Consider the following 26,868-nt stretch of genomic DNA (forward strand, 5'->3'; position numbering starts at 1 on the left):
AGAGTGTTAATTAAATATTAAATTAAATATATTTATTAAATATATATGATAAGAATGTGTAGAAACGACCGCTATGCCCTGCGTCACGAGGGGACGCGCTGCTTATGGACATAGCTGTACATGACGGGCAGGTAGAAGAGGTTCAAGACGGTGCCCCACGCCAGACCGAATCCCAGCGAGACCGCGAGAGGCTGGAAGGTGGCGGCCTGGCCCGAGGCGAAGAAGATCAGGGAGGAGAGCCCCACGAGAGTCGTCAGCGACGTCAGGATGATCGGCCTGAAGCGCCTGCCGGCCAGGAGGTGGATCTCGTCGGCGCTGCCGGCATGCCGGAGCGTGGACATCATGATGATGCCGTCATTGACGATAACGCCGGCGAGGCCGAGCGCGCCGATCAGCGAGGGCATGGAGAGGTTCAGCCCCATGAGGGCGTGCCCCATCAAGACCCCCAGGAGGGAAAAGGGGATGACGGAGACAACGATCAGCGTCTCGCGGATCGAATTAAAGAGGTAAAGGATGGCGATAAAAATCAGGATGACCGACAGGACCGTCGCCAGCACGAGATCGGTCTCCAGGGCTTTCTTCTGTTCCGCTTCGCCTTTGAATTTCAAACGGACCCCCTCCGCCTTGAGCCTGCTGAGGGTCGGTTTGAGCTTCTGAAGCGCTTCGGAGGCGGTGATGATTTTCGAGTCGACATTGGCAAAGACGAAAAAGGTGGTCTCACCGTCATCCTTGACAAGCCGCTCCAGTGCGGTGATCACCTCGAAATCGCAGACATCCCGGAGGCGGACGATCTGTCCGTTCTTCAGCGGCACGCCGAGGGATTCGAAAAACGCAAAATCGTCCTGGTAGGCGGAGCGGACCTTGATATCGAGCAGGCTCTGACCGTCGAAGATCACGCCGATGCGTTTGGAGAGATAGAGGTCCGAGACAAAATTGCCCAGATAGGCATCGGTGATGCCGAGCTGTTCGCCGTAGGCGTTGACCTTGATCTTGATCTCGTCGATCCCCCGTTTGATGTTGTCGCCGGCATACTTGATGCCATCGATTGCGCCGAGCTCTGTTTCAAGCATTTTGACCGCCCGGATCGCCTGCTGGTAATCGTCGCTCATCAGCCCGATACGGATATCCGCTTTGGCGTAGCCCATCCCCTTTTCGACGACCATCAGCTCTTCGAGTCCGTAATGCTCCTTGTAGCCCTGGGATACGAGCCATGCCCGCAGATCCCTCGAGATGGCTTTGGAGGAGCGTTCGCGCACGCTGTCGCGCCGGCTGTCGTAGAAACTGAGGTAGGGGGTAATGTAGCTGTCCATAAAGTTGTCGGGTTTTTTCTTCTGCAGTTCGACGCCGATGTACCCGACGGAGGGGAACATCTCGGTGTCTCCCGTGGCGCTGCGCCGGTATCCTGCCGTCGACGTGACATTTTCGACGCCGAAACGGCCGCGCTCCTTGAGAAGGTCCTTCTCGATGGCCTGTACGATGGCGAGGGACTCCTCGAGGGTCGTCGTCGGGGCCGCTTTGAAGGTGATGTTCAGGGCGGTGGCGTCGAAGGGCTGGAACATCTGGAATTTTGCGTGTTTGAAACCGCTGTAGATCAGCAGCGGGATGATGATGACAAAGAGCAGCAAAAAGGTTTTCTGATACCGCATCAGCAGCCGGAGGGCTGCCGAATAGCGTCGGTTGACTCCCTCCCAGGAGAGGGTGCGCGAGGCGGGGCTGAGCAGGTGCACCGCATGGATCGGCAGGAAGATGAACGACTCGAGCAGAGACGCGATGACCAGAGCGCTGAAGGCGATGGGGATCATCTGCACGATCTCGCCGAGCCGGCCGCTGATCATCAGCAGCGGGATAAAGGAGAAGAGTGTGGTGGCCGAGGCGATGGTGACGGGCTTGGCCATCTCCCGCGTCCCGAGGAAGGCCGCCTTTGCCGGTGCGTACCCTTTTTCGATGTACTGCTGGATGTTCTCGCTGACGACGATGGCGTCGTCGACGATGATACCGATGGCGATGATGACCCCGATCAGGGAATTGATATTGATGCTGTACCCGGTGAAGTAGAAATAGATGCTCCCCAGCACAAAGGAGGTCGGGATGCCCAGCGCGATGATGAAGGCCATGCGCGCATTGATCAGGGCAAAGGTCATCAGGGTGATGAGGATGATCCCGAAGAGGATATTTGAGATGACGATATTGAGGCGCTCCTGGATGATCGTCGTCTGGTCCTGCCTGACATCGTAATCGACGCCGTCGACCTTCATGCTCTCGAGGAGTTTATAGATCTGTTCCCCAATGGCGATGGCATCTCCTTTCGGGTTCTGCGAAAGCGAAAGGGTAATGGCGGTTTTGCCGTTCATGCTCGCCAGCGTCGAAGCGTCTTCGTAGCGTTTAGTGACCGTGGCGATGTCCCTGAGCGCGATCTGGCGGTCGCCGATATTGAGCACGGTCTGTTCAAATGCGTCCACGAACTTCTTCTGGTTTCCGACGGAGAGGAAATACTGGGCCTTGGCGTCGTCGATCTTGCCGAGGGGGTAGATATAGGAGAGTTCCGAGATGGTTTTGAGCACTTCCGTATGTGACAGTCCGTAGGCGTCGATGCGCCGCTCGTCAAGCATGATCTCGTAGAAAAGGTCGGAATCGCCGAAGATCGTGACGTCCGAAACGCCGGGAATCGCCATCAGCCGGGATTTCAGCTTCTGTGCGAGTTCCCTGAGCCTGTCCAGGCCGACCCGGTCCGAACGCACCGATACCTGCATCAACCCCCGCGCATGGGCCACGTTCCTGACCGCAGGCTCGTCCATATCGGAGGGGAGTGTCGGCACGACCAGGGCGATGGCGTCGCGGATCGATTCGGCCATCTCCGCTTTGTCGGCTCCTTTATCGAGCTCGAGGCGTACGGAGAAGCTGCCCGGGGAGATGACCGAGGTGACGCTCTCGACGCCGACCAGGTTTTTGGTCTCCTCTTCGAGCGGCGTCACGACCATGCGGTTGAGGACATCGACGGAGGCGCCGCCGTAGCTGCCGCGGATCGTCATGGTATCGGGTTCGATCTCGGGGGAGATCTCCTTGGGGATCATTGTATAGGTATAGATCCCGGCGGCGAAAAGAAGGAAAAAGAGCGTGTAGTTGATTTTATAGTTTTCAATAAAAAAATTCAGCAGTTTGTCAAACAGGGTGTTCTCACTCTCTGGGAGGGGCGTCTGCTCCGGGGCGGTTAACTTGCTTTTGTTCACGCTATGCCTATTTCTGCCTGCCGGCCGGGCAGGCGTATTTTATTTGGTGCCGTTTTGCCACGGCGCGGCAGGGTCTACAGCCTGCCTGCAGGGTGTTCTGCGGCAGGTCCGGCCGTCACACGCATTGCCTGCGGTGCGTTTTTAGAAAACTTTTCCGTGGGGACGCTGTGGTTGTGGTGCCCGCGCTGCGCACGGCCGTAGGTGTCGAGGATGTAGCCTCGGTAGAGGTTGACGGCGACAAAAAAGATGATCAGCGATGCCGCAAACGGGAAGGCCAGGATTTTGGCGCGCTTTTTCGCCTCGATCAGACCGAAGCGTTTGTAGAGGATAACGAGTGCCCAGGCCACCCCGACGTACCGCAGGTAGGAGAAGAGGTGCACCCATGCATCCTTTCGGCTTGCCGGCGAGGTGAAGTCGCTCTGCACGCCGAAGCCGTAGGCGAACCCGTCGACGATCTTTTCCATCCCGCTGACAAAGAACATCTCTAGCGTATGCGAAAGCGACCCGAAGATGAACAGCGGCGCGAAGGCATACCCGAGGGTGTAGAAAACGGTGGTGTACTCTTTTTGAAGGATTTTGGACGCGACGAACATCCCCGCCGTGGCCGCAACAACCGAGAAGAGCACGGCGTATAAAAAGGCAAACAGTCCGACAGTATCCATACCGCCCAGGCCGGCGATCCCCTGAAGCGCCGCCGCCGTTTTCGCCCAGATGAATTCGTCGGCGATCGCGCTGCGTCCCATGCCGTGGTGGAACGCCATGGTGATGGGGATGGCCGCGACGATCAGGATGTAGGCCCAGACTTCCGCTTTTTCGATCTTGAAGTGCGAAAAGAGCGAAAACGAGGGCTTGGTCAGGCGGAAGCTGACCGCTTCGCAGGCGTCCGAGCAGTCCATGCAGAGCGTACAGTCTCCCATCGAGTTCTTTTTGTCAAAGTTGAAGGGACTCAGGCCATGTGTACATGCTTTGGCACAGTCAAAGGTTTTGCACTCGCTGCAGGCGCTCTGGTAGGTTCCTAGCCACGTGAAGGAGAGCTTCTCGTAGGCCCGAGTCAGGGTGCCGATGGGGCAGATGTATTTGCAGTAGCTCATCTCTTTATAGACGAGATAGAAGACAAAAGAGAGCAGGGTCATGACAGTGAAGAGCACGGCCGAACCGAAAGGGGTATGGTACACGGAGGGGAAGCTGTAGTAAACACCCCACCAGCCGACCATGAGCAGCGTCACGCCGATGAAACGGTTTTCAAGCCATTTGGGCATACGCTTGTTCAGGCCGAATTTCGTGAGATAGTGTCCCAGGAATCCGTGGGGACAGATCCCGCAGAAGATGCGCCCGAAGGTCGGCAGCGACACGACAATGAAGAGTGACCAGAAAATCCCCCAGAAGAGTGCCGGCGTATAGAGGTTCTCTTTCCCAGGTACGGCGAAGCCCAGGGCGATCGCGTAAAAGAAGAGGGCCGTCACGGCCAGCCGTAACAGAAAAAGAAAGCGTTGGTTCTTGAAGAGGTATCCCAGCAGCGGCATGCCGTAGAGGTCGTTTCGGTCGCGTTTGATATGATCTACCATTGAATTCCTGCGTTGATGACAAACATCATATAATTAAATTATTTTTAAGTTAAGGATGTAATTTTAATAGCTTAGTGTTAAGGGAGTGTTAAAGGGAGGGGATATCCCGCGCAAAACGGGCCTGTTCCGGGGGAACCGGGCAGAGAGGGAATGCCCTCTTTTATACGTTGAAACGGAAGTGCATGACATCGCCGTCCTGGACGATGTACTCCTTGCCTTCCAGGCGCATTTTGCCGGCCTCTTTGGCACCGGCCTCGCCGTTGCAGGCGACGAAGTCCTCGTAGCCGATCACCTCGGCGCGGATGAACCCCTTTTCGAAGTCGTTGTGGATGACGGCGGCGGCCTTGGGCGCCGTCGTGTTCTTGCGGATCGTCCAGGCGCGGACTTCCTTGACACCGGCCGTGAAGTAGCTCATCAGGCCCAGCTTGTCGAAGCCTTTGCGGATGATCTGTTCAAGGCCAGACTCCTCGACGCCGAGGTCGCGCAGGAATTCGTCGCGTTCGTCGTCTTCGAGGCCGACCAGCTCTTCCTCGATCTTCGCGCAGAGCTTGATGACTTCGCAGTTCTGCTCCTCGGCATGGGCCGCGAGACGCTGAACATACTCGTTGTCTTCAAGCAGGCCGTCTTCATCCGTGTTGGCACCGTACATAATCTCCTTGGCCGTCAGCAGGCGCAGGTCCTTGTTGAGTTCGGCGAAACGGTCGTCGTCGATTTCGGGGAAGCTGCGGGCAAGGTTGCCCTGGTCGAGGTGGTCGAGCAGGGTCTGGGCGAAGTCGACCATCGCCTGCGCCTTCTTGTCCGCCTTGGCCTGTTTCTTGAGACGTTCGATACGGTTCTGCAGCATTTCGACGTCGGCGAGGATCAGTTCGGTCTCGATGATCTCGACGTCGCGGAGCGGGTCGATGCTTCCTTCGGTATGGACGACGTTCTCGTCGGCGAAACAGCGCACGATCTGCAGGATCACTTCCGTTTCGCGGATATTGGCGAGGAATTTATTTCCCAGACCCTCACCCTTGCTGGCACCCTTGACGAGGCCGGCGATGTCGACGAAGTCGAGGGTGGAGTGCTGGATGCGCTCGGGGTTGACGATCTTGGCCAGGGCGTCCAGGCGCGGATCCGGGACGGGGACGACCGCCTTGTTCGGTTCGATGGTACAGAAGGGGTAGTTGGCCGCTTCCGCGTTCTGCGCCTTGGTCAGCGCGTTAAAAGTAGTTGATTTTCCGACGTTCGGCAGCCCGACGAGTCCGATGGCTAATCCCATAGTGGTTTCCTGTCTGTAGTAATAAGTCCGACATTGTACTCTCTCGGGGGTTAGGGATGGGTTAGGGGAAGAGCGAAGCTTCCATGACAGCCCTAGGAAAAGCGGATGCCGCGAAGCAGTTTAAAAAGTTCGAACCAGGCGACACTGGCGATACCGGCAACGACGGCCAGCAGAAGGCCTGCGATGTCTGCTTCCCCGAATCGGAAGAGTTGGCGAAGCTGCGGCTCGAAGAGCGCGAGTGCCAAAAAGAGAAGAGCGCCACCGGTAATCCACCAAACGGCGCGGTTCGGGATATGCAGGGATGCGAAGAGCGTACGCTTCCAGGATCGGTTGGCAAAAATAAGCGTGATGTTTGCTATGACCAGCGCCGTGAAGGCCAGTGCCCTTGCATCCTCTGCCGTGGCGCCGCGGGACAGGACTATACCGTAGAGGGCAATTGCCCAGATGAGCACACCGGTGCCTTGTAGCAGGCTTAGCCCTAGGTTCCACACGCCGAAAAGCGGCTCGTCCAGAGGACGTGGAGGGCGTAGCATGGCATCGGTCTCTTCCCGTTCCGCTTCGAAGACGACGGAGCAGGCCGGATCGATGATAAACTGTAAAAAAGCGATATGGACCGGGAAAAAGATCAGGGGCCATCCGAAAAAGACGGGCAGCAGTGCCATGCCGGCGATCGGAACATGAATGGCAAGAATATAGGCCATCGCCTTGCGAAGATTGTCGTAGATACGCCGGCCCAGCCGGATGGCCTCGACAATGGAGGTGAAATCGTCGTCAAGCAGCACTAGCGAAGCGGCTTCGCGCGCGACATCCGTCCCACGTCCGCCCATCGCGATACCGATATGGGATGCCTTGAGTGCCGGGGCGTCGTTGACACCGTCACCGGTCATTGCCACGACTTCACCGTCAGCTTTGAGGGCATTGACGATTTTGAGTTTGTGTTCGGGCACGACACGTGCAAAGATATTGATCGTTCTTATGCGCGCGGCCAGTTCCGCTTCATCGCAGCCGTCGATTTCACTTCCCGTCATCAGCGTATCGGCTCTCAGCCCTGCCTCCCGGGCGATGGTATGTGCAGTGCCGGGATAGTCCCCGGTCATCATGACGACACGTATCCCTGCGGCATGACACCGGGCAATAGCAGAAGGCACGGCGGGGCGTAACGGGTCGGCAAGGGCGATCAGGCCGAGCAGACGAAAGGCGAAGTCGTGCTGGATGCTCGGCCACTCTTTGCCGGAGTAGCGGGCGTCCGCGACACCGAGCACCCTCAGGCCTTGCGATGAAAGCGCTTCGACCTGCTGCGCAAGTTGCGCTGACGATGCAGCATCGAGATGACAAAGGTCCGCGATCGATTCGGGCGCACCTTTCGAGGCGACGACGTACTCGTCACCGTGGGTGGAGCGCCAGACATGGGAGATGGCATGCATTTCGGCCGAAAGGGGATACTCGTAGACCAGTTCCCAGTCGTCGTGCAGGTGCTCTGTACCGGAGAGATAGCGTTGCGCGAGGGCGTGCATCGCCTTTTCCATCGGATCGAAGGGGTCGGCTTCGCTGGCAAGGATCCCGAATTCGAGCAGTTCGTGAAAAGTCTCGGGCAACGGAGCCGTGTCTGTTACGTCGGGGACGCGGAAGAGCGCTTCGCCGGTGACAATCGTATGGACGTTCATGCTGTTTTGCGTCAGCGTACCGGTTTTGTCGACGCACAGAACCGTTGCCGAACCGAGGGTTTCGATCGCCGGAACGCGGCGGGTCAGCACGCGGCGCCGGGAAATACGCCAGGCCCCGAGTGCGAGGAAGACGGTGAGGACGACGGGGAACTCTTCGGGGAGCGTTGCCATGGCGAGGGTAATCCCCGCGAGCAGGCCGTCGAGCCAGTCGCCGCGCGTCAAGCCGTAGACGACGATGAGCAGGGCGCACAGTAGCAGACCGAGAGCGGCGAGCAGACGCACCATCTTTCCTGTCTGAAGCTGCAGCGGGGTTTTCTCGGTCTCGATGCCCTGCAGGGACTTTCCGATGGTGCCAATGGTGCTTTTTGGACCGGTAGCGTTGACCTCCGCAATGGCCGTTCCCTGTACAACAAGGGTGCCGGAGTAGACATAGGGCTGATCCTCGCCCCCGGGTTGAAGGCGTAGATCCCCGTCCAACCAATGACGCTTTCCGACAGGGACCGATTCGCCGGTCAATAGGGATTCGTCGACCTGAAGGTTCCGCTGTGCCAGGATGACGGCATCAGCGGGGACACGGTCTCCCTCAACCAGAACAAGCATATCGCCCCGCACCACTTCGCGTCCGGGGATACGCTGCTGCCCGCCGCCGCGTACAACGAGAGCGCGGGGACTCGTCATATCCCGCAGGGCTTCCAGGACGCGCTCTGTGCGATGTTCCTGATAAACGGTTGACCCTATGACAACGATGACGAAACTGAGGAGAATGGAAGCCTCGGCGTTGTCCCCCAGGAGGAAATAGATCGCTGCTGCAGCCAGTAGCAGAATAAACATGGGCTCGGTCATAACGTCGCGTACGATCACGGTCAATGTGCGCCGTCGCGCGCCCGGTATTTCGTTATACCCATCAATGCGCAGCCGTGCCGCCGCCTCGGTGTCGGTCAGCCCCTCAACGTCATGCCAATCAGGTCTGTCGGGTTTGAGCATCTCTTTCTCCAGTGTCAAGTAATTGTACAGTGATCGTTATCGAAGATGCAAACATACTCATTCTGCTACATCGCGGGAAATGAAGCGGAGCAGGTGTTATAGGGCCTTGGAAAAAGATATGGAAGTGTTGTATGGTGATTAAATATTTAAAATTAATTATTTTGTAACGAAATGACGTTAGACTACTGTCGGCTTTGAATCGAAGTCAATTCCATCGAAAGTAGACCCATGGAGCGCCACTGGATCATTTCAATTGCACTATTCGCAATCGTCGCGGGCATGACGGCTGTTTTTTATGAAGCTAACGCGTTCACTTCAATCGCGCTGTCAGCGTCGGAACAGCCGGAAATGGTTGTAGACGCCGGCACTGCAGAGGAAACCCTAGAGACCTCTACGGGCATCCGTGAGTTCCTCACCTCAAACCTCATGGAGCTCTGGAGTGTGGTCAGAAGTGATGGAATACTCTCGACAGCGGCAAGTGCGGCGGGGATTATGCTGGGATTGCTGCTGCTGTTTATGAATGGTTCCTGACAAACGAACCTGTTTGCCGGGAAGGTGAGGGAAGCGCCTACTTTTCTGCTAGCGTGCGCAGGAGGGCGACGGTCGTGCGAACACCGGCACCGGTTCCGCCGTGGGGGTTGACGCCCCAGCCGGATTCCGTGTAGGCCGGACCGGCAATGTCGAAGTGCATCCACTTCTCTTTCATCCCGTCGGTAATGAAGTGGTCAAGGAACATCGCCGCCGTAATAGCGCCGCCGTAGGGGATGTTGCTGATGTTGCTAACATCGGCGATTTCGCTTTTGAGGGCTTTTTTCAGATGCGGGTTGAAAGGCAGCGCGCCGACGAGTTCCCCCGCGCGCTCCGCCGCACCGTAGATGGTGTGTTTGAGGGCGCTGCTGTGGCCCATGATGCCCGTCGTATAGGGACCGAGTGCGACGACGCAGGCGCCGGTCAGCGTCGCATAGTCGAAGAGGTAGTCCGCTTCGACATTGTCCTGGGCGTAGGAGAGGACGTCGGCAAGGACCAACCGTCCCTCGGCATCGGTATTGCGTACCTCGATCGTCTTGCCGTTGCGGGCGAAGAGGACGTCATCGGGCTTGTAGGCGTTGCCGCCGATCATGTTCTCCACCGCCCCGACAAAGCCGTGGACAGCGACGGGCAGCTTCAGCTCGCTGACGGCTTTCATGATCCCAAGCACCGCACAGGCGCCGGCCTTGTCCATTTTCATCGTGACCATGGACGTAGAGGGTTTGAGGCTCAGTCCGCCGCTGTCGTAGGTGAGCCCTTTGCCGACGAGCGAGACGGTCGCCACAGGGTTTTCCGGAACATAGGAGAGATGGATCATGCGGGGTTTGTGTGCCGAGGCGCGGGCGACCATCAGCATCGCCTGCATCTTCTCCTCTTCCAGCGCGTGCTCGTCGAAGATCTCGCAGCCCAGGTCGTTGGCGTCAGCGAGATCCTGGGCAATGATGGCCAGGTCGGCGGGGACCATGTCGTCAGGGGTCGTATTGACGAGGTCGCGGGCGAAGTTCGTGGCTGTCGCAAGGATAACGGCGCCGTCGACGGCGGTTTTCAGAGCATCGGTATCGAGTGCACTGCCGTCGTAATTCGCACCGGCAACGTAAAAGGTTTTGAGCTTGGAGGGTTTGGCGTCGGATTTGTAGCGCGTGTATTTGTAGCTTCCAAGTATGATGCCCTCGACAAGGGCGGCGGCGTTTTCAAGGCCGTACTGCGCGATTTTGGCGCTCTCATAGGCAAACCCGCTGAGGCTTTTGGCGGTGGCGGCCATTGCGTCCCGGATGGCGTCGGGTTCAAAGGCGGTGACGGCGGCGACGTATTCGGCGCCTTCGTGCAGCATGCAGCTCTGCCCCTCTTTGGCTTCGAATCCGGCCTGTTCGAGGACGGATTTTTTCGGGTGTGAGGCCAGCGTCTCCGGCGTCAGAAGGGTGACGGTCAGGGCCGCGTCGATGGACTCAACAGGTTGCGTTTCGAGCTTGACGAGCATGTTGTTTCTCCAGCATTTGATTTTCGATTCGTTTGAACAGGGTCGTGATGCCGTACAGCGCGGCACCGGCGAGCGGTAGGGCAAAATACCAGTGGGTTTTTCCCCACTCGAGCACCTGCAAGATCTGTTCCCCCAGCAGGTAGGCGGGGATAATCGTGATCGCCGCCCAGACCCAGGCGCTGAGCAGGTTGATGAGGGCGAATTTTTTCGAGGAGTATTTTGTGATCCCGATGCTCATCGGGATGACAGTGCGCAGTCCGTAGAGGTAGCGCTGCACGAAGATAAGGGGCCAGCCGTACTTTTTAAGCAGCAGGTGGGCAATGGCGAACTTGCGGCGCTGCGCATGGAATTTCCGTTGGATGAAGCCTTTGTTGAAACGGCCGATGTAGAAGTAAATCTGATCGCCGGCAAAACCGCCGAGCCCGGCGACGAAGATGGCGATGGGCACGTTCATATGTCCCGTTGTAGCCATGATGCCGGCCATCAGCAGTCCCATCTCCCCCTCCAGGATACTCCAGACGAAAAGGATGATGTAACCGTACTCCTGCAGCAGTTCCAGTAAATAAGCTTCCACGCGCGCTCCTTAGTCGAAGTGTAGCATGTCTTTGGCCTGGATCATATCTTTGTCCCCGCGGCCGGAGAGGTTGACGATGACCAGTTTACCTGCGATGTCGGGCATCTTTTTCAGGTAGGCGACGGCGTGGGAGCTCTCGAAGGCTGGGATAATCCCCTCTTTGCGGCTGAGCCAGACGAAGGCTTCCAGAGCTTCATCGTCGGTGATGGTATCGTAGGCCACCGTCCCGTTCTCCTTATGGAAAGCGTGTTCCGGCCCGATCCCGGGATAGTCCAGACCGGCGGAGATGGAGTGCGCTTCGAGGATCTGGCCATCATCATCCTGGAGCAGGTAGCTCATCTGGCCGTGCAGGACCCCGGGGCGTCCTTTAAGCAGGGAGGCGCCGTGTTTGTCCGTTTCGGTTCCGAGACCTCCCGCCTCGATGCCGACGCACTGTACCTCCTTGTCTTCGAGGAAGTGCTGGAACATGCCGATGGCGTTGGAGCCGCCGCCGATGCAGGCGACAACCGTGTCGGGGAGGCGTCCCTCTTTTTCCAAAATCTGCGCGCGGGCTTCCCAGCCGATGATCGCCTGGAAGTCACGGACCATCATCGGGTAGGGGTGGGGTCCTGCGACGGTGCCGATGATGTAGAAGGTGTCTCGGGCATGGGTGACCCAGTGGCGGATGGCGTCGTTCATGGCGTCTTTGAGGGTACGCGAGCCGCTCTCGACGGCATGCACCTTAGCCCCCAGCAGTTTCATGCGGAAGACGTTGAGCTCCTGGCGGGCGACATCCTTTGCCCCCATAAAGATTTCGCACTCGAGCCCCAGCAGGGCGGCGATCGTTGCGGTGGCGACGCCATGCTGCCCCGCGCCGGTCTCCGCGATAACCTTCTGTTTGCCGAGTTTCTTGGCCAGCAGCCCCTGGGCAATGACGTTGTTGACCTTATGCGCACCGGTGTGGTTCAGGTCCTCGCGCTTGATGTAGACCTTCGCGCCGAGCTCTTCGGAGACATTTGCCGCGTAATAGAGCGGGGAAGGGCGGCCGACATAGTCTTTGAGGTAGCCGTCCACCTCGCTCCAGAAGGTTTCGTCGAAACGGTTCTGTTCATACGCTTTTTCAAGCTCCAGCAGGGCCGGCATCAGGGTTTCGGGAACATAGCGGCCGCCGAAGATGCCAAAATGGCCGTTGGTATCGGGATCGAACGTGGAGGGTTCGGGGATGTACATCAATCCACTCCTATAACGGTATAAACGGGGGTGAGTTCGGTCAGGCTGTCGATGCCCGGCAGGAACTCAAGCCCGAGGATAAAACAGGCTTCGACGCAGTGCGCGCCGACTTTTTCAATCAGGGAGGCTGCGGCCTTCGCCGTTCCGCCCGTGGCGATCAGGTCGTCGATGAGGAGCACCTTGGCACCTTTGTCCGAGCCGAAAGCGTCCATATGCACTTCGACCTCGTCAAAACCGTATTCAAGGGAGTACTTCTCCGACACGGTCGTGGAGGGGAGTTTCCCTTTCTTGCGAATGGGGACGAAACCGACACCCAGCATCTGCGCCAGGGCCGCGCCGAAAATAAAGCCGCGCGCGTCGATCCCCGCGACAAAATCAAGGTTATAAGATTCGTAACGCGTCTTGAGATGCGTCATCAGCGTGCTGAACGCCTCGGCGTTGTTCAGCAGCGTCGTGATGTCTTTAAAGATGATGCCCGGCTTGGGGAAGTCGGGAATATCGCGGATCGCACTTTCAAGCAGGGCTTTTTGATCGACGGTCAGGGACATGGGCGGCCTTACAGTGTGGCCGAGCAGCCGCCGACGGCTTCGATCTTTGCAACGCGATCGGCGTGGCGGCCGCCCTCGAAGGCAGCCGTGACCCAGGCGTCGATGATGGATTCCGCGACCCCGCGGCCCACGACACGCTCGCCGAAGCAGAGGACATTGGCATCGTTGTGCGCGCGGGCCATGGTCGCCGTGTAGGCGTCGTGGCAGAGGGCGGCACGGATACCGGAGAATCGGTTGGCGGCCATGCTCATCCCCAGACCCGAACCGCAGATCAGGATACCGTCGGCATCCTCCTCGTCGGTGAGCACGGCGTTACAGACTTTGACGGCAAAGTCGGGGTAGTCGACGCGGTCTTTGCTGTGGGGGCCGAGATCGACGACCTCATGGCCTTTGGCTTTCAGCAGTTCAACGGTGTAGTCTTTCAGGTCGAGTCCGGCGTGGTCGGTGGCAATGTAGAATTTCATGGAGTACTCCTTCGGTTTTAAGATAATAGCAGATGCAGCACGTACTGGACGGGCATGAAAAGTACATACTCTCTCAGCGGCGTGATCAAGATGATGATGACGATGAACATGCCGTAGGGTTCCAGGCGCTGGAACCACATGGCAATGTTGTTCAGGCCGTACTTCAGCGAGAGGAACATCAAAAAATGCGCCCCGTCGAACTGAGGGATCGGCAGCAGATTAAAGACGGCGAGCAGCACGTTGATGAAGACCAGCTGCATGACGACAAGGTAGAGGAAAATATAGCCCAGCCCGTCGCTCTGAAGCGGCTGGTGTATTCCCGTCAGCACGACGGCGAAGAGGGAAGCGAGGGCAAAGTTGTAGGCGATGCCGGCAAGGCTGACCTGCATGGCGGCACTGTAGCCGCCGTTGGCAATGACGGTGCGCATGTTGACCGGGACCGGCTTGGCCCAGCCGAAGAGGAAACCGCCGCCCATGCCGAGCAGCATGGGGATGAAATACATCATCAGTGGCACAAGGATTGTCCCGACAGGGTCGATGTGGATCAGAGGGTTGATCGAGAGGCGCCCGGCGTGTTTCGCCGTCGTGTCGCCGTAGCGGTAGGCGACCCAGCCGTGCATGATCTCGTGGCCGATGATGGCAATGGCCAGCGCGATGACGGATGAAGCGATTTTCAGCAGATCAATAGAGTCCACGGTCTTGGCCCTCTTCGCGCTGGCGTTCGGCTACCGCGCGCTCCAGGTAGGGGGACTGTTCGAGGTCCTCGGGAGTTTTGAACATGCGGTCCCAGCGGATCTCGTAGTTGTCGTCCATGCTGAAGTAGATGAACCAGGGTGTGCCCTCGACGAGGCCGTAGGGTACGGCGCCCCAGAAGCGGCTGTCGTTGGAGTGATCGCGGTTATCGCCCATCATGAAGTAGCGCCCTTCGGGGACCTGGACCGGTCCGAAATTGAAGATGGGCTGCGGATAGCGGCCGTCATCAATAATGGAGGGATCGTGGTGGATGCCAGGGTGATCCTTCATATAGGGGTTCTTGACCCAGAGACGGCCGTCGAACTCCTTGAGTTCGTGGGTGAAGGTGTAGTGCTGGCGAATATACTCGTCCCCTTCGACCGGGTGGAGGTAGAGATCCTTGTTGAAGACGAAGAGCTCGTCCCCCGGGGTCGCGATGCAGCGTTTGACGTAGTGCAGGGTCGTGTTGTTGGGGTAGCGGAAGATCACGATGTCGCCGCGCTGAGGGGTGTCGCCGTCGACGATATGCCCGTCGGTGCCCGGAATAAGCGGGATCTCCAGAAACGGGATGTGCGGGGTAGAGATGCCGTAGGCGAACTTTTTGGCGAAGAGGTGGTCGCCGATAAGCAGGGAGTCTTTCATGGAACCGCTTGGGATGCGAAAAGCCTGGGCGACGAAAAAGATGACGAAGAGAACGATGATGACCGTTCCCGTCCAGCTGTTGGAGAAGCGGTAGGCCGCTTTGGCGGCGTGTTTGACCTTCGTCTTCATTGGCGCTCTTGTGCGTGCATCTCGGCCGCTTTAAGAGTGTTTTTCAGCAGCATGGCGATGGTCATCGGGCCGACGCCGCCGGGCACAGGCGTGATGTAGGAGCATTTGGGCGCGACGTTCTCGTAATCGACGTCACCGACGAGGCGGCCGTCCGGCGCGCGGTTGATACCGATGTCGATAACGATAGCCCCCTCTTTGACCATGTCCTCCTTGATCAGGTTGATGACCCCGGCCCCGACCAGGACGATGTCGGCGTTCTGGGTGTGGGCTTTGAGGTCTTTGGTGTGGATATGGGTGATGGTAACGGTCGCGTTGGCATTGAGCAGCAGGGCCGCCATCGGTTTGCCGACGATGTTGGAGGCACCGACGACGACGGCGTCTTTGCCCGTGAGATCGATCTCGTACTCGGCGAAGAGCTCCATGACGCCCAGCGGGGTACAGGGGACGAAACCGTCCAGTCCCGTCATCAGGCGGCCGGCATTATAGGGGTGGAAGCCGTCGACGTCCTTGTGCGGGGCGACGAGTTCGAGCAGGCGGGTCGTGTCGATATGCGGCGGAAGCGGCAGCTGTACAAGAATGCCGTCGATGTTGGGGTTGCCGTTCATCATTTCGATGGTCTGTTCGATCGCCTCCTGGGAGATCGTTTCAGGCATCTCGTGGGTGACGGAGTAGAAACCGGCGCGGTCGCAGGCCTTCTTTTTCATGCCGACGTAGGCATGGGAAGCGGGGTCGTTCCCGACGAGGATGACGGCGAGGCCCGGGACGCGACCGGTCCGTTCCTTGAGTTCGGAGGCCGCGGTGGCGACACCTTCTTCAATCTTCTTGGAAAGCGCTTTTCCGTCGAGTATCTGCATTTCAACTGACCTAATAATTTTTTTGATAATATACCCCTACTTCAATAAAAAGGTGCTTTTAATGGCCCGTTGGCTCCTGTTTTTGGCGACCTTGCTTGCGGCGGAGGAGTCCTTCATCACCCCGCAGGAATACGCCGCGCAGCTCTATCACAATCCAAGGGGGATCGGCTGCAATCTCTGCCACGGCGAACACGGCGAGGGGAAGGTGATCGCCCATTATACCGACAAGGGCGTTCGCAAATCGTTTACCGCTCCGGCGATCAATGTTATCGGCTTCGAGGATTTCGACCGGGCCCTCAACGGCCGCGTCAAAGGGATGCCGCGCTACTTCCTGACCGAGGAGGAGCGCCGTACCCTCTACCGTTACCTGCACCCAAAGGATGCCAATGTTCCAAACTGACCTTCCCGAATTGGAGCGGGCCGCGGAGACCCTCGACACCGGTGCGCTTGACGCGCTGCTCTCACCGCGCCGCCGCACCCTGAACGGCTCTGCCGCGTTTCACGCGCCGCTGATGCTCTCCGCCCACCGCGTCAAGCATCTCTCGAAGATTCCGCGGCTGTCCGCCGACGCGGTGATGTTCAACCTCGAAGACGGGGTGTCGGCTGAACAGAAGCCGGTGGCGCTGCGTCTGTGCGCCCTCGCGCTTTCGCGCCTGCCGCAAAGCAGCAAGAAACTGATCGTCCGGGTTAACCCCCTTGACGAGGGCGGGGTGGAGGAGATCGCATTTCTCGCCCCCTATATGCCCGACGCCATCCGCGTCCCGAAGGTCCGCACGGCGGAGGAGGTGGAGCGGATCATTTCACTGGTACCCGCACCGATCGAAGTCCACCTTTCCATTGAGACGAAAGAGGCGTGGCTCGCCCTCGCTTCACTGCGGACCGATTCGCGGGTGTGCACCTTCTACCTCGGGATCCTCGACCTCTTCGCCGACCTGGGGCTCGACCAGGCGCTGATCGCTCCGGAGAACCCGACCCTGCGTTACCTGCTGTCGCACTTTTTCGTCACCTGTCGCGCTCTCGGCGTCAAACCCGTCTCCTTCGTCTACCAGGATTACCGTAACGTGGCTGGCTTTGCCGCCTGGCTCGCGCTGGAAAGCGAGATGGGGTTCGACGCCAAGGGGTGCATTGCGCCGAAACAGGCCGAGCAGGTGATGGCGGCCTTCGGCCGGGACGAGGCGGCACTGTCGCGGGCGCGGGAGATCGTTGCACTCTTTGAGGCCGAACGCGCGAAAGGGGTGACGGGCTTCACGCACGAGGTGTACGGTTTCGTCGACGAGCCGATCTACAAGGGGGCGCTCGCCCTGCTGAAGGGTACGGAGTGACGCAGCTGCGCGCGGCGCTCGCGTCGACGAACGGGCTCATCCTCGCCGGGATCGTTCTGGGAGCGCTTTTTGGCGCGTTCTTCCCCGAACTGGCCCTGGCGCAGCGGATCATCGGACAGATGTTCGTCGCCCTGCTGAAAATGCTCGTCGTCCCGCTGGTCTTTGCCAGCATCTTTGTCGCCATCGCCGGGCTGGGGACGCTGCACCATCTCAAAAATATGGGCCTGCGCACGATCGGGCTCTACCTGCTCACGACGGCGCTGTCAGTCCTGCTGGCGATCGTCGTCATGAACGTTCTCGGCATCGGCGAAGCGGTCTCCGCCGAAGGGATCGCGTTCGCGCAGGCGCACGAGATCAAACCCTTCTCATTCGAAGCGATGCTGCTCGGCTTCATTCCGACAAACGTTTTCGCCTCCCTGACGAACGGGGCGATGATGCAGGTGATCGTCTTCTCCATCCTCTTCGCGATCGCCAGTCTCTACCTCAGCGACCACCACCAAGGATTGATGCTCGACTTCTTTACCGGCGTCAACAACGCCATGCTCAAGATGGCCGAATGGGTTATCAAACTGACGCCCCTGGGCGTCTTCAGCCTGATCGCCTATGTCGTTGCCGACGAGGGGGTCGACGTTATTCTCGGGCTCTGGAAATATATGCTCGTCGTCATCGGAGTGATTCTGCTGCACGGGCTGGTGACGTTGCCGTCGCTTGTCGCTTTCTTCGCACGGGTCAACCCCTACCATTATATGGGGCAGGTCAAGGAAGCGATTCTGCTCGCATTTTCCACCGCCTCCAGCGCGGCGACACTGCCGGTCTCCATCGAGGTGAGCGAGCATAAAGGCGGGGTGCGTCGGGAGAGCGCAGGGTTCGTGCTGCCGCTGGGGGCGACGGTCTCCATGGACGGGACGGCGGCCTACCTGGTCGTGGCGGTGCTTTACATCGCGACCCTCGCTGGAGTGGAGCTCTCTTTCGGCGACCAGGTACTGCTGGGGGTCACCGTCGTGGCGCTCTCCGTCGGCGTCGCGGCGCTGCCAAGCGCCTCGCTGGTGATGATGGTCGTCATCCTGAACCAGATCGGTCTGCCGGCGGACTATATCGGCCTAATCGTTGCCGTCGACCGTGTCCTCGACATGTTCCGGACCTCCCTCAACGTCACTTCGGATCTGATGGTCACGAAGATCGTCGACGTCACGACGCGCAAAGAGGCGCTTGGGGAAGCGGCCCAGGAGCGCAGCGCTTAATAGCCGCGCAGGTAGTAGCCGAATTTGTAGCGCACCAGGGTCTTCTGCTCCGGGCGGGGATACTTCCAGTAGACTGACTCTATCGTCTCTTTGGTTACCTCGTCAAGGAGGAAGAAGCCGCTGTTGCGCACGGTGCGGAAATCGGTCATCCGCCCGTCGGGGTGGAGATAGAACTCGACGATGTTGTAGTCGTTGACGCGCATGTTGTTGGGGATCATCGTGCTGCCGGTGGCGTTGAGCTGGGTCTGGGTGAGGCGTCGCATGATCTCCTGGTTGTCAAGCAGGTATTTCTGTTCCCCTTCGCTCAGTTTCCCGAACGCATCGCCGTAGGCCTCGCGGATATCATCGGGGATACGGCTTTCGCGCCGCGCGGTCGCTGATTTGGCGGCAGCTTTCTGTTCGACGTTCTTCTGTTTCTGCGACAGTTTGGCAAAGAGGTTTTTATGTTCCGTCGGCACCGCGGTGGCATTGGCCTCGGCCGTTTTCGGCTCGGGTGTTTTCATAAAAGGGATATAGGGCTTTTCAGGCGGCACGGGTTCCGTTTTGGCGACCCGCTTCTGCGGCTCGGCGATCTTTGTGGGCGTCGGGATCTTCTGCTGCGGTTTGACCGGTGTCGGCTGCGTGACGGGCAGCTGCTGCTGCGGCTGCGGGAGCGGTTGGGCCTTGGGAAGTTTTTCGAGCTGCTTGCCTTTGGGCATCGGGGGGATTTTCTCCGCCGGCGGGCGCTTGTTCGGGAGCGCGGCGTTTGCTTTGGCTTTCGGGCGCTCCTTGAGCGAGACCTTGATGCGGTGCTCCTGGACCTTTGGCTCGACCGGCTCGGTAACGAAAAGAAAGCCCAGGAGCAGTAAAAGCACCAGGATGAGCAGATGGAAGAGTACGGCAATAATGAGGGCGGCGGTACTTCGGCTCATCGGGTCGGTGTTTCCTTCCAGCCGCGCTGCGCTCTGTCGGCCTTGTTGTAAAGTGGGGGAATTATAACCCATTTGCTATAATGGCGGGAAAATTCAGGGGCTTTTGCGCGTCAGCGCCGCGTACGCGCCCCTTTTACGGACGGTCAATGAACATTACATCCTCGATTCAGGCATTTGAAGAAGCTCAGACATTGATTCCCGGCGGTGTGGATTCGCCGGTACGCGCCTTTAAAAGCGTCGGCGGGACCCCGCTTTTTATAGAAAAAGGCGAGGGGGCGCACCTCTACGACATCGACGGTAACGCCTATGTCGACTATGTACAGAGCTGGGGGCCGCTGATCTTCGGCCACCGCGACGAGGCGATCGAAAGCGCGGTCTGCGACGCGGTCCGGCATGGGCTCAGTTTCGGGGCGCCGACGCTTTCCGAGAGCGAACTGGCCAAAGAGGTCATCGGGATCTTCGAGAGCATCGATAAAGTCCGTTTCGTCTCCAGCGGGACCGAGGCGGTCATGAGCGCCATCCGTCTGGCGCGGGGCTTTACGGGCAAAGACGATATTGTCAAGTTCGAGGGGTGCTACCACGGTCACAGCGACGCGCTTCTGGTGCAGGCCGGTTCGGGCCTCGCGACCTTCGGCAACCCGAGCTCCCCGGGCGTTCCCGTTGACTTTACCAAGCATACCCTCCTGGCCAAGTACAACGACATCGAGAGTGTGCGCAAATGTTTCGAGGATTCGGACAACATCGCCTGTATCATCATCGAACCGATCGCCGGCAACATGGGGCTCGTTCCTGCGGACAAAGAGTTCCTGGCGGAACTGCGCCTGCTCTGCGACGCCCACGGCGCGCTGCTGATCTTCGACGAGGTGATGAGCGGTTTCCGCGCGACCCTGCACGGTGCGGAGTCCATCACGGGGACGACGCCGGATATGGTGACCCTGGGCAAGGTCATCGGCGGCGGGATGCCGGTCGGTGCCTTCGGCGGCAAGGCGGAGATCATGGCGAAGCTCTCCCCGGAAGGGCCTGTTTACCAGGCGGGGACGCTCAGCGGGAACCCGGTCGCGATGGCGGCGGGGATCACCGCCGTGCGCAAACTCCGCAGCAACGCCAAGCTCTACAGCGTGCTCGAAGCGCGTGCCAAACGTCTTATGGAAGGGTTCGCGGAGGCGGCGGCCAAGCACGGTATCGCACTGAAGACGGATGTGCGCGGTTCGATGTTCGGCTTCTTCTTCAACGACAAGCCGGTGAAGAACTTTGACGATGCGGCGGCGTCGGACCTGGAACGCTTCGCTGCTTTCCACGCCGGTATGCTGTCACGCGGCTTCTATTTTGCCTGTTCGCAGTTCGAGACGGGCTTTATCTGTACGCAGATCACCGACGAAATGATCGAGGCGACGATCAGCGCGGCGGACGAAGTGATGGGGACACTCTGATGGCGGACAAGCACCTGACGGGCCTGACCCCGGAGAACGGAGAACCCGAAGAGCGCAAGCCGCGCCTCAAGCCGATTGTCGAGGGGGCGGAAACGCTCTCGCTCGGTATTTCGATGGTCGTGGCCGTGCTGATCGGGGTGGCGCTCGGCATCGGTCTCAAAAAGCTGACGGGTATCACCTGGCTGCTCTGGGTCGGTGTCGTTATCGGGATCGCCGCGGCCTTCCTGAACGTCTTCAAGGCCTACTCGAAACAGTACAAAGAGTTCGAAGAGCTCTCCAAAAACCCGCGCTACAACCCCAAAACCCTTGAAGGTGACGACGACGATGACGATGACGACGCTGCGAAGCACTATTAGTCCCTTTCTCGCTGTCCACATCCTTCTGTACGGTTTGCTCGCCGTCTCCAAGGCGGCCTTTCTCAATGCCCAGATTGCCTTCGTCTCCGCGTTTTTGATCCTGCTGGGGTCGCTTTACAGTTACCGTAAACTCGTGCAGCGCAATCTGGAAAACGAAACGGCGATCCACCAGGAGGACCTGGTCGAGAAGATCGACGACCCTTATGACCTTTACAGCGAGAGCGAAGAGGAGGTTGAAGAGGAGAAGCCACTCAAGGATGTCATTAAGGAGGAGAAGGCGCGCCTGAAGGCGAACAAGGCGACCGTACGCAACGTCTCCAAATCGACGCCGGCGCTGCTCTCCGTCTACCGCCTGGTGCCCTACGGCATCCTGGTGCTGGGATTTATCGCGCTCAAGAACAACAACATGCTTTCACTCTGGTATTTTCTGCCGGGTCTGGCTGCGGGAATCGTGGCGGGATTTCTGAGCGGAAAGGCGCTTTTCGCCTCCCGCTGATTCACCCTTTACTGGTTGATGATGGGGATGTTGACCGTTACGGCCTTCTTGCCGACCTCGCAGAAGAGGTGGTTCTTCTTGCACATCTGCTCAATCGCCGACTTATAGACTTCGTCGAAAACGTTCCCGCTCACCTTGAGGGAGAAGAAGGTGTACTTCTTCTCCTCGTAGAGGATGTACTCTCCGATTCGGAAGGCGAGCTTCGTCGTGATCGTTTCGCTGCCGCCGAAGGATTCGTACATCTTGTTGAGCAGGCGGATGAACTGGTCGGTGTTGAGCCGCGTCTCGGGCATCGTCGGGTCCAGGTCCTTCTGGAAGGCGGATTTGCTGCCGATGGAGTTCGTCGCGATACAGAGGTCGATGAGGGAGTAGATGTTGACCAGCTCGCCTTCGATCTCCGGGCGGGAGAACTGGAAAGAGGGGGTCTGGAAAAAGCGGATCCCGATCTCCTCCTCGTTGACGTAGCCGACCATGATGCCGAAGATCTTGAAGCGGCCGTATTCCAGCTCCATAAAGGTCGTTTTAAACCCGAAAGAGGGGCTGGCGTAGGTCGTGGCAAGTTCAAAAAGCGTCAGACGGTCGACGGCACCGAGCAGGTACTGTCCTTCCGCGTTGACGGAGAGGACCTTGCCCCCGGCGCTGAAGAGAATATAGGGGTTGAAATCGTATTCGATCCACTGCTGTTCGAAGGTCATTATTCCTCGATATAGTTCTTGAGTTTGCGGCCGACTTTAGGGTGCTTGAGCTTTTTGATCGCGCTGCTTTCGATCTGGCGGACGCGTTCGCGGGTGACGTTGAGCTCTTTACCGATCTCCTCGAGGGTGCGGTCGCTTTCGTCGTCCATGATCCCGAAACGCATCTTGATAACGGCTTTTTCGCGCTCGTTGAGTTGCTCGAGCACACCTTCGATCTGGACCTTGAGGTCATCTTTGAGGATCGCGTCGGAAGGCGAGAGCGAGGTGCGGTCTTCGATGAAGTCGCCGAAACGGCCGTCCTCTTCGCTGCCGATCGGTGCCTCGAGGGAGATCGGCTCTTTGGTGATCTTGATGACGTTCTTGACCTTCTCGACGGAGAGGCCGACCTCTTCGGCGATCGTCTCGACATCCGGCTCTTTCCCGTTTTCCTGCAGGTATTTGCGCATGATCTTGTTGATACGGTTGATCGTCTCGATCATGTGGATCGGGATACGGATCGTACGCGCCTGGTCTGCGATGGCGCGGCTGATCGCCTGCCGGATCCACCAGGTGGCGTAGGTGGAGAACTTGTACCCCTTCTGGTATTCGAACTTGTCGACCGCTTTCATCAGGCCGATGTTCCCCTCCTGGATCAGGTCGAGGAAGGGGAGTCCACGGTTCGTGTAGCGCTTGGCGATGGAGACGACGAGGCGGAGGTTCGATTTCGCCATCCGTGTCTTGGCCGTCTCGGAGATCGCCTTACCGCGCTTGATCTGCTCGAGGATGTCCGAGAGCTTTTCCGGTTCCATATTGAAGCCGCCCTTGGAGGCCTCTTTGGTCTGGATCAGCTTCTTGATCTCCATATAGGTGCCGACCATGGTCGCTTCGGGGACCCGCGCCGCGATATCCTCTTTGGAGAGCTCGGTAATGTTGTCGAGGATCTCTCTGTGGTTCTTGCGGAGCAGATCGTTGAAGAGCGGAAGCTTGTACTCGAGACGCTTGAGCTCTTTTTCAAACCCTTCGTCGCTCTTGAGGGAGGTCTCCATCGATTTGACGAGCTCGTTGATCAGCTTGGAAGTCGGTCCGAGGTCAAGCAGCTTCTCTTTGAGAATCTTCTTTTTGAAGCTTGCCGTCAGGAAGAAGTGGACGATCTCTTCATTCATGTCGCCGTTCTCGACCCCTTCAGGCAGTTTTTCGGAGGCTTTCTGCCACTCTTTTTTCGCCTTTTCGAGGGCCTTGAAGCTGCTAACGACGAGATCGACGCGCTTTTTATCTTTCGCGCTGACTTTCTTTTCGCCGGCCTCATCGTCATCGCTGTCATTGTCGTCGTCGCCGTCGTCTTTTTCGTCTTCAAAGCTTTTGAAGAGCTCTTTGACACGGCGTTCGCGATTGATGAGCGGCTCTTTATAGTCAAGGATGAAGTCGATCAGGTAGGGGACGGAACAGATCGCGTCGATGATGATGCTCTCACCGAATTCGATCTTCTTCGAGATCTCGATCTCCTCCTCTTTGGTCAGGAGCGGGATCTGTCCCATTTCGCGCAGGTACATCCGTACCGGGGAGTCGGAGCGGGACCACTCCATCAGCTCGTGCTGCTTGAGGATGTCGAAATCCTCGCCGCTGGCGTTTTCGATCAGTTTGCGCTGGGCATCGCGCCGCGCTTCGGCTTCCTGCTCGTTCATGAGCTTGGCGTGCTCCGAAGCGGTGTAGAGGCAGCGTTTGTTCTTTTCGGCAAGTTTCAGGACGCTTTTTGCCTGGGCGGATGTCGGGTTCTTCTCAAAAAGCTCCGCGATTGTTTCGTAGGTGATACAATTCTCGGATTGGTGTTCGACAAAAAGGGTTTCAAGGGCTTTATTGAGTTCTTTTGCGGTCATCGGGTGAAAAGCTCCTGGAATTAGTAGTATTGGGGCGTATCGGCTTATCCCCTCCATCGGGGTGGGCCAGGCCTCGTGGGTTTTTTGAGTTAAGTGGGGATTATACTTTATGATGGCTTAGTCTTTGCTTTCCTTCATGGGGACGGAAAGAAATAAAGAATATATATTATTTAATATATCCCTTCATTCAACCCCCTTTGAGGGATTTTGGATATAATCGCACCAAAAAACTGCAGGATCTTCTATGAGCACACTCGAAGGAAAAGTCTGGCGGTTCGGTCAGGATGTCGATACGGACCTGATCATCGCCGCACGCTATCTTAATACTTCCGATCCCAAGGAACTCGCGAAGCATGTAATGGAGGACGCCGATCCAGATTTCGTTTCGAAAATGGCACCGGGCGACATCATCGTCGCCGGCAACAACTTCGGCTGCGGCTCGTCACGCGAACATGCCCCGATTGCCCTGAAAGCCGCCGGGATCGCCGCAGTGATTGCCCCGACATTTGCCCGCATCTTCTACCGCAACGCCTTTAATATGGGACTGCCGATCTTCGAACTCGAAGAGAGCGCCGAGATTGCCGAAGGCGATATCGTCTCCGTCGACATGGATAAAGGGACGGTCACAGATAAGACGACCGGCAAGAGCTATGCCTTTACGCCGATCCCGCCGTTTATGCAGGAGCTGCTCTCTGCCGGTGGCCTGATGAACTATGCCGAAGAAGAGATCAAAGCAGGAGGAAAAGCATGAAAACCTATAACATTGCCCTGATCAAAGGGGACGGGATCGGTCCCGAGATCATCGACGAAGCGGTCAAGGTGCTCGATGCCGTTGCCGCCCGGTTCGATTTCTCCATGCGTTATGAAGAGGTCCTGATGGGCGGAAGCGCCTACGACGTGACCGGCGATCCGCTGCCCCAGGAGACGATCAATGTCTCCTTGAATGCCGACGCGGTCCTTTTCGGCGCCATCGGCGGTGAAAAGTGGGACAACCTGCCGCGCGAAAAGCGCCCGGAGAGCGGCCTGCTGCGTTTCCGCAAAGAGCTCGGCGTTTTCGCCAACCTGCGCCCGGCCGTCGTCTACGACGAACTGGTCAACGCCAGCTCCCTCAAGCCCGAAGTCGTCAAAGGCGTCGACCTGATGGTCGTGCGTGAACTGATCGGCGGTATCTATTTCGGCGAACCCAAAGGTTGGGAAGGGGACAAGGCCTACAACACGATGGTCTATACGAAGCCGGAGGTTGTGCGCATCGCCCACACGGCGTTCAAGATTGCGATGGAACGCGGCAAAAAGGTCTGCTCCGTCGACAAGGCGAACGTCCTCGACGTCTCCCAGATGTGGCGCGAGACCGTCGAAGAGGTCGCCAAAGAGTACCCGGAAGTCTCCCTGTCGCACATGTACGTCGATAATGCCGCGATGCAGCTGATCCGCGACCCGAAACAATTCGACGTCATCCTGACGGGGAACATTTTCGGCGACATCCTCAGCGACGAGGCGAGCATGCTCTCGGGCTCTATCGGGCTGCTCCCCTCCGCCTCTGTCGGCGCGAAGATCGGCGTCTATGAGCCGATCCACGGTTCGGCACCGGACATCGCGGGGCAGGGGATCGCCAACCCGATCGCGACGATCGCCAGCGCGTCGATGATGCTCCGATTCGCCCTGGGCGAAAACGAGGCGGCGGACCGTATCGACGCGGCTATCAAGCATGCCCTCAAAGACGGCTACCGTACGCGCGACCTCGCCAACTACGATGCCAAAGAGCTCTGCTCCACCAGTGAAATGGGTGACATCATCGCCAACTACGCGGCCAAAGAATGAAAGAGTACCGGGTACTGATCGATTGTCGTGACGAAAAAGGGCTCGTCTATAAAGTTTCGAGCATCTTTTTCAAGTACGACCTGAACATCCTCTCCAACAGCGAGTTTGTCGACAGCGAAACGAACCTCTTCTTTATGCGCAGCGTCGTCAGCGGTTTCATCGACGGCAACGACCTGGAGAAGGAGCTGCGCGCCGTGCTGCCGGAAAAGGCGAACCTGCGTATCGTTTCCCCGGAGAAGAAGAACATTGTTTTGATGGTCACAAAGGAGTCCCACGCCCTGGGGGACCTGCTGATCCGCTACGAGGCCGGCGAACTCGACGCCAATATCCTCGGGGTCGTTTCCAACTACGATCTGCTCGAACCGCTGATCGAAAAATTTGGCATCCCTTTCTATACGGTGTCGCACGAGGGGCTCAGCCGTGACGATCACGAACAGAAGGTGCTCGAGTGCCTGGCCGCTTTCGGCGAGATCGACTATATCGTCCTGGCGAAGTACATGCGTATCCTCACGCCGAACTTCGTCGAGGTCTACGCCAACAAGATCCTTAACATCCACCACTCTTTCCTGCCGGCGTTTATCGGGGCGAACCCCTACAAACAGGCGTATGAGCGCGGGGTGAAGATCATCGGGGCGACGGCGCACTTCGTCAACAACGACCTCGACGAAGGGCCGATCATCTCCCAGGACGTCAAGCATGTCGACCATGCCCACAACTGGCAGGAGATGCAGCGTCTCGGACGCGATATCGAGAAGATCGTCCTTTCCCGGGCCGTACGCCTGGCCCTCGAGGACCGTATCTTCGTCTACGGGAACCGGACCGTTATTTTTTAACTAAACGCCAAATGAACAAAGTCCATTTGTCTACGCTGCCGCTAAGGCTACTTCG

At 58.3% G+C, this 26,868-nt stretch carries 25 protein-coding genes; 10 read left to right on the plus strand and 15 right to left on the minus strand.

From position 1 onward, the window contains the following. Nucleotides 1-83 precede the first annotated feature (83 nt). From WCY31_RS06110 to WCY31_RS06125, 4 genes are all read right to left on the minus strand, one after another. A complete protein-coding gene (locus WCY31_RS06110; RefSeq protein ID WP_345971415.1) occupies nt 84-3,227 on the minus strand; it encodes an efflux RND transporter permease subunit in 3,144 nt (1,047 codons plus the stop codon). A gap of 74 nt (nt 3,228-3,301) precedes the next feature. Further along, entirely contained in the window at nt 3,302-4,792 is a 1,491-nt protein-coding gene (locus tag WCY31_RS06115; protein ID WP_345973695.1) for a 4Fe-4S binding protein, read from the minus strand. Nucleotides 4,793-4,952: 160 nt separating this feature from the next. Next, on the minus strand, nt 4,953-6,053 hold the full coding sequence (gene ychF, locus WCY31_RS06120; RefSeq protein WP_345973697.1) for a redox-regulated ATPase YchF: 1,101 nt from the start codon (nt 6,051-6,053) through the stop codon (nt 4,953-4,955). 92 nt (nt 6,054-6,145) lie between these two features. Then, complete coding sequence (locus WCY31_RS06125) at nt 6,146-8,719, minus strand: cation-translocating P-type ATPase (RefSeq protein ID WP_345973699.1); 2,574 nt, start codon at nt 8,717-8,719, stop codon at nt 6,146-6,148. A 210-nt stretch (nt 8,720-8,929) separates the two neighbouring features. On the opposite strand from WCY31_RS06125, the gene WCY31_RS06130 reads away from it, so the two are divergent. Then, nucleotides 8,930-9,232 (plus strand): hypothetical protein, encoded by a 303-nt coding sequence (locus WCY31_RS06130; RefSeq protein WP_345971419.1) that lies wholly within the window; start codon nt 8,930-8,932, stop codon nt 9,230-9,232. Between the two features lie 37 nt (nt 9,233-9,269). Here the strand turns inward: WCY31_RS06130 and WCY31_RS06135 are convergent, their stop codons facing one another. Genes WCY31_RS06135 through folD form a run of 8 tightly spaced genes read right to left on the minus strand, consistent with a single transcriptional unit; the run spans nt 9,270 to nt 15,858 of the window. After that, nucleotides 9,270-10,706 (minus strand): leucyl aminopeptidase, encoded by a 1,437-nt coding sequence (locus tag WCY31_RS06135; RefSeq protein ID WP_345973701.1) that lies wholly within the window; start codon nt 10,704-10,706, stop codon nt 9,270-9,272. Then, complete coding sequence (locus WCY31_RS06140) at nt 10,675-11,280, minus strand: DedA family protein (RefSeq protein ID WP_345971421.1); 606 nt, start codon at nt 11,278-11,280, stop codon at nt 10,675-10,677. Before WCY31_RS06140 ends, WCY31_RS06135 begins: the two co-directional genes overlap by 32 nt. A 9-nt stretch (nt 11,281-11,289) precedes the next feature. Then, nucleotides 11,290-12,489 carry a tryptophan synthase subunit beta gene (gene trpB, locus WCY31_RS06145; protein WP_345973703.1) on the minus strand — a complete coding sequence of 400 codons (1,200 nt, stop codon included), beginning with the start codon at nt 12,487-12,489 and terminating at the stop codon, nt 11,290-11,292. After that, nucleotides 12,489-13,037: an adenine phosphoribosyltransferase gene (locus WCY31_RS06150; protein WP_345971423.1), complete on the minus strand. Its 549-nt coding sequence runs from the start codon at nt 13,035-13,037 to the stop codon at nt 12,489-12,491. The genes trpB and WCY31_RS06150 overlap by 1 nt, the downstream gene beginning before the upstream one ends. Before the next feature lie 8 nt (nt 13,038-13,045). Beyond that, complete coding sequence (gene rpiB, locus WCY31_RS06155) at nt 13,046-13,501, minus strand: ribose 5-phosphate isomerase B (protein ID WP_345971424.1); 456 nt, start codon at nt 13,499-13,501, stop codon at nt 13,046-13,048. Between the two features lie 17 nt (nt 13,502-13,518). Next, the gene (locus tag WCY31_RS06160) at nt 13,519-14,196 is read right to left on the minus strand and encodes a site-2 protease family protein (RefSeq protein WP_345971425.1); all 678 of its coding nucleotides are present in this window, start codon (nt 14,194-14,196) and stop codon (nt 13,519-13,521) included. Beyond that, a complete protein-coding gene (gene lepB, locus WCY31_RS06165) occupies nt 14,183-15,004 on the minus strand; it encodes a signal peptidase I (protein ID WP_345973705.1) in 822 nt (273 codons plus the stop codon). Before lepB ends, WCY31_RS06160 begins: the two co-directional genes overlap by 14 nt. Then, nucleotides 15,001-15,858: a bifunctional methylenetetrahydrofolate dehydrogenase/methenyltetrahydrofolate cyclohydrolase FolD gene (gene folD / locus WCY31_RS06170; RefSeq protein WP_345971427.1), complete on the minus strand. Its 858-nt coding sequence runs from the start codon at nt 15,856-15,858 to the stop codon at nt 15,001-15,003. The genes lepB and folD overlap by 4 nt, the downstream gene beginning before the upstream one ends. 61 nt (nt 15,859-15,919) lie before the next feature. Here folD and WCY31_RS06175 point away from each other — a divergent pair, with 61 nt between their 5' ends. The 3 genes from WCY31_RS06175 to WCY31_RS06185 are packed head-to-tail and all read left to right on the plus strand — an operon-like array spanning nt 15,920 to nt 18,421. Continuing rightward, the gene (locus tag WCY31_RS06175; protein WP_345973707.1) at nt 15,920-16,258 is read left to right on the plus strand and encodes a cytochrome c; all 339 of its coding nucleotides are present in this window, start codon (nt 15,920-15,922) and stop codon (nt 16,256-16,258) included. After that, nucleotides 16,245-17,180: an HpcH/HpaI aldolase/citrate lyase family protein gene (locus WCY31_RS06180; RefSeq protein WP_345973709.1), complete on the plus strand. Its 936-nt coding sequence runs from the start codon at nt 16,245-16,247 to the stop codon at nt 17,178-17,180. The genes WCY31_RS06175 and WCY31_RS06180 overlap by 14 nt, the downstream gene beginning before the upstream one ends. Next, nucleotides 17,177-18,421: a dicarboxylate/amino acid:cation symporter gene (locus WCY31_RS06185; protein ID WP_345973710.1), complete on the plus strand. Its 1,245-nt coding sequence runs from the start codon at nt 17,177-17,179 to the stop codon at nt 18,419-18,421. The genes WCY31_RS06180 and WCY31_RS06185 overlap by 4 nt, the downstream gene beginning before the upstream one ends. Here the strand turns inward: WCY31_RS06185 and WCY31_RS06190 are convergent. Continuing rightward, entirely contained in the window at nt 18,418-19,332 is a 915-nt protein-coding gene (locus WCY31_RS06190; protein ID WP_345971431.1) for an energy transducer TonB, read from the minus strand. The two genes, WCY31_RS06185 and WCY31_RS06190, sit on opposite strands and share 4 nt — an antisense overlap. Before the next feature lie 146 nt (nt 19,333-19,478). Between WCY31_RS06190 and hemL the strand changes: the two genes are divergently transcribed. The 3 genes from hemL to WCY31_RS06205 are packed head-to-tail and all read left to right on the plus strand — an operon-like array spanning nt 19,479 to nt 21,614. Further along, entirely contained in the window at nt 19,479-20,762 is a 1,284-nt protein-coding gene (gene hemL / locus WCY31_RS06195) for a glutamate-1-semialdehyde 2,1-aminomutase (protein WP_345973712.1), read from the plus strand. Next, nucleotides 20,762-21,118 (plus strand): AtpZ/AtpI family protein, encoded by a 357-nt coding sequence (locus tag WCY31_RS06200; protein ID WP_231021205.1) that lies wholly within the window; start codon nt 20,762-20,764, stop codon nt 21,116-21,118. The genes hemL and WCY31_RS06200 overlap by 1 nt, the downstream gene beginning before the upstream one ends. Then, entirely contained in the window at nt 21,087-21,614 is a 528-nt protein-coding gene (locus tag WCY31_RS06205) for a hypothetical protein (RefSeq protein ID WP_345971433.1), read from the plus strand. Before WCY31_RS06200 ends, WCY31_RS06205 begins: the two co-directional genes overlap by 32 nt. Before the next feature lie 8 nt (nt 21,615-21,622). Here WCY31_RS06205 and WCY31_RS06210 read toward each other — a convergent pair whose 3' ends face one another. Next, a complete protein-coding gene (locus WCY31_RS06210) occupies nt 21,623-22,309 on the minus strand; it encodes a hypothetical protein (protein ID WP_345971434.1) in 687 nt (228 codons plus the stop codon). Then, the gene (rpoD, locus tag WCY31_RS06215; RefSeq protein WP_345971436.1) at nt 22,309-24,162 is read right to left on the minus strand and encodes an RNA polymerase sigma factor RpoD; all 1,854 of its coding nucleotides are present in this window, start codon (nt 24,160-24,162) and stop codon (nt 22,309-22,311) included. Before rpoD ends, WCY31_RS06210 begins: the two co-directional genes overlap by 1 nt. 244 nt (nt 24,163-24,406) lie before the next feature. Here rpoD and WCY31_RS06220 point away from each other — a divergent pair, with 244 nt between their 5' ends. Genes WCY31_RS06220 through purU form a run of 3 tightly spaced genes read left to right on the plus strand, consistent with a single transcriptional unit; the run spans nt 24,407 to nt 26,813 of the window. After that, a complete protein-coding gene (locus WCY31_RS06220) occupies nt 24,407-24,913 on the plus strand; it encodes a 3-isopropylmalate dehydratase small subunit (protein ID WP_345971437.1) in 507 nt (168 codons plus the stop codon). Next, nucleotides 24,910-25,980, plus strand: a complete 1,071-nt coding sequence (leuB, locus tag WCY31_RS06225; RefSeq protein WP_231018007.1) for a 3-isopropylmalate dehydrogenase — start codon at nt 24,910-24,912, stop codon at nt 25,978-25,980. Before WCY31_RS06220 ends, leuB begins: the two co-directional genes overlap by 4 nt. Next, nucleotides 25,977-26,813: a formyltetrahydrofolate deformylase gene (purU, locus tag WCY31_RS06230; RefSeq protein ID WP_345973714.1), complete on the plus strand. Its 837-nt coding sequence runs from the start codon at nt 25,977-25,979 to the stop codon at nt 26,811-26,813. The genes leuB and purU overlap by 4 nt, the downstream gene beginning before the upstream one ends. Nucleotides 26,814-26,868: the final 55 nt, after the last annotated feature.

This window comes from Sulfurimonas sp. HSL3-1 (assembly GCF_039645995.1).
Lineage (GTDB): Bacteria > Campylobacterota > Campylobacteria > Campylobacterales > Sulfurimonadaceae > Thiomicrolovo > Thiomicrolovo diazotrophicus.

Bases quoted from the DNA above. Each gene is read 5' to 3' on its own strand.
- WCY31_RS06180 (WP_345973709.1), top strand. From the start codon at position 16,245: ATGTTCCAAACTGACCTTCCCGAATTGGAGCGGGCCGCGGAGACCCTC.
- WCY31_RS06200 (WP_231021205.1), top strand. From the start codon at position 20,762: ATGGCGGACAAGCACCTGACGGGCCTGACCCCGGAGAACGGAGAACCC.
- rpoD (WP_345971436.1), bottom strand. From the start codon at position 24,162: ATGACCGCAAAAGAACTCAATAAAGCCCTTGAAACCCTTTTTGTCGAA.
- WCY31_RS06115 (WP_345973695.1), bottom strand. From the start codon at position 4,792: ATGGTAGATCATATCAAACGCGACCGAAACGACCTCTACGGCATGCCG.
- WCY31_RS06130 (WP_345971419.1), top strand. From the start codon at position 8,930: ATGGAGCGCCACTGGATCATTTCAATTGCACTATTCGCAATCGTCGCG.
- WCY31_RS06150 (WP_345971423.1), bottom strand. From the start codon at position 13,037: ATGTCCCTGACCGTCGATCAAAAAGCCCTGCTTGAAAGTGCGATCCGC.
- leuB (WP_231018007.1), top strand. From the start codon at position 24,910: ATGAAAACCTATAACATTGCCCTGATCAAAGGGGACGGGATCGGTCCC.
- WCY31_RS06175 (WP_345973707.1), top strand. From the start codon at position 15,920: ATGGCCCGTTGGCTCCTGTTTTTGGCGACCTTGCTTGCGGCGGAGGAG.
- rpiB (WP_345971424.1), bottom strand. From the start codon at position 13,501: ATGAAATTCTACATTGCCACCGACCACGCCGGACTCGACCTGAAAGAC.
- lepB (WP_345973705.1), bottom strand. From the start codon at position 15,004: ATGAAGACGAAGGTCAAACACGCCGCCAAAGCGGCCTACCGCTTCTCC.
- ychF (WP_345973697.1), bottom strand. From the start codon at position 6,053: ATGGGATTAGCCATCGGACTCGTCGGGCTGCCGAACGTCGGAAAATCA.
- WCY31_RS06220 (WP_345971437.1), top strand. From the start codon at position 24,407: ATGAGCACACTCGAAGGAAAAGTCTGGCGGTTCGGTCAGGATGTCGAT.
- purU (WP_345973714.1), top strand. From the start codon at position 25,977: ATGAAAGAGTACCGGGTACTGATCGATTGTCGTGACGAAAAAGGGCTC.
- folD (WP_345971427.1), bottom strand. From the start codon at position 15,858: ATGCAGATACTCGACGGAAAAGCGCTTTCCAAGAAGATTGAAGAAGGT.
- hemL (WP_345973712.1), top strand. From the start codon at position 19,479: ATGAACATTACATCCTCGATTCAGGCATTTGAAGAAGCTCAGACATTG.
- WCY31_RS06190 (WP_345971431.1), bottom strand. From the start codon at position 19,332: ATGAGCCGAAGTACCGCCGCCCTCATTATTGCCGTACTCTTCCATCTG.
- WCY31_RS06135 (WP_345973701.1), bottom strand. From the start codon at position 10,706: ATGCTCGTCAAGCTCGAAACGCAACCTGTTGAGTCCATCGACGCGGCC.
- WCY31_RS06205 (WP_345971433.1), top strand. From the start codon at position 21,087: ATGACGATGACGACGCTGCGAAGCACTATTAGTCCCTTTCTCGCTGTC.
- trpB (WP_345973703.1), bottom strand. From the start codon at position 12,489: ATGTACATCCCCGAACCCTCCACGTTCGATCCCGATACCAACGGCCAT.
- WCY31_RS06210 (WP_345971434.1), bottom strand. From the start codon at position 22,309: ATGACCTTCGAACAGCAGTGGATCGAATACGATTTCAACCCCTATATT.